Here is a 1,142-nt window from a genome sequence, read left to right as displayed (position 1 = left end):
GCGGTCGCGGTCGATGGGTCTGCCGGGGACCAAGCTCGATCTGATGGCTTTGGACCGGGTGACGCCCACCGTGGTGGTGGCGCGCTGGCGGGTGCACAACACCACCGCCGCCGAGTACAAGGTGGACACGATGCTGAAGGCGCCGGCGCTGGACAACCTGCTGGACCAGAACGCCGCCTCGGCGCTGTCGCTGGTCGACTCGGTCAACGGCAACCGGCACTTCCCGCTGTCGGACCCCTATGCGGGCTGCCTGTGCACCCGGGGTGCGATGCCCATCGCGCCGGGCGGCACGTTGGATGTGGTGGCGGCCTTCCCCGCGCCCCCGGCCGAGGTGACCACCATGGACGTGGTGTTCCCCACCGCGCCGGTGTTCATGGACGTGCCGCTCGGCAGCCGCCCGGCTGAGATGCTGCCGGTGACGGCCACCGCCAAGGCCGATGTGAACGCCCCCACCTGGAAGTCCCGCATCCGCCCGCTGGTCAACACGGTGGACGATCCGATCAAGTCCCAGGACGATGACGGCAAGCAGCTCAGCGTGCGGCTGTCGTCGGATGTGGTGTTCGCGCTGAACAAGGCCGACCTGAACGACAAGGCCCAGGCGGTGCTGAAGGAGGTGGCGGCCAAGATCGACCAGTCGCCGGGCTCGACCGTCAAGATCGACGGCCACACCGACAACAGCGGCACCGACGCCATCAACCAGCCGCTGTCGCAGCGGCGGGCCGACAGCGTCAAGGCGGCGCTGGAGAAGCTGGTCACCCGCACCGGCGTCACCTACCAGACCCAGGGCCACGGCTCCCGCCAGCCCATCGCCACCAACGACAACGCCGCCGGACGCCAGACCAACCGGCGAGTCACCATCTCCTTCGACCGTCCCAAGCCCCCCGCCCCGGCCACCCCGTCGCCCGGTGCCGCGCCGGCGGCCTCGGGCCGGCCGTTGGGGACCGCGCCGATCGGTGCGCCGCCGGTTGCCCACGACAACTCCTGGCCGGCCAGGGGGCAGGTGCGTATCGATGAGCTCAAGCGTGATGCCAATGGTTATGTGTCGCTGGTCTGGACGGTCCGCAACGACGACCCGGCCAAGAAGATGAACATCTGGACCGCCTTTGAGGATTATCGGGGGACGTATCTGAAGTCCAGCACCG

General features: G+C 69.3%; 1 protein-coding gene. It reads left to right on the top strand.

What is annotated here, in order from left to right:
• Nucleotides 1–43 precede the first annotated feature (43 nt).
• A partial coding sequence (locus tag AKI01S_RS48610) for an OmpA family protein (RefSeq protein WP_169814153.1) occupies nt 44–1,142 on the top strand: 1,099 nt, incomplete at its 3' end.

The sequence above is a fragment of the Actinomadura kijaniata NBRC 14229 genome (genome assembly GCF_001552175.1).
GTDB lineage: Bacteria > Actinomycetota > Actinomycetes > Streptosporangiales > Streptosporangiaceae > Spirillospora > Spirillospora kijaniata.
Note: the sequence above shows the minus strand (reverse complement) of the source record. Positions and strands in the feature narration are given on the sequence as shown.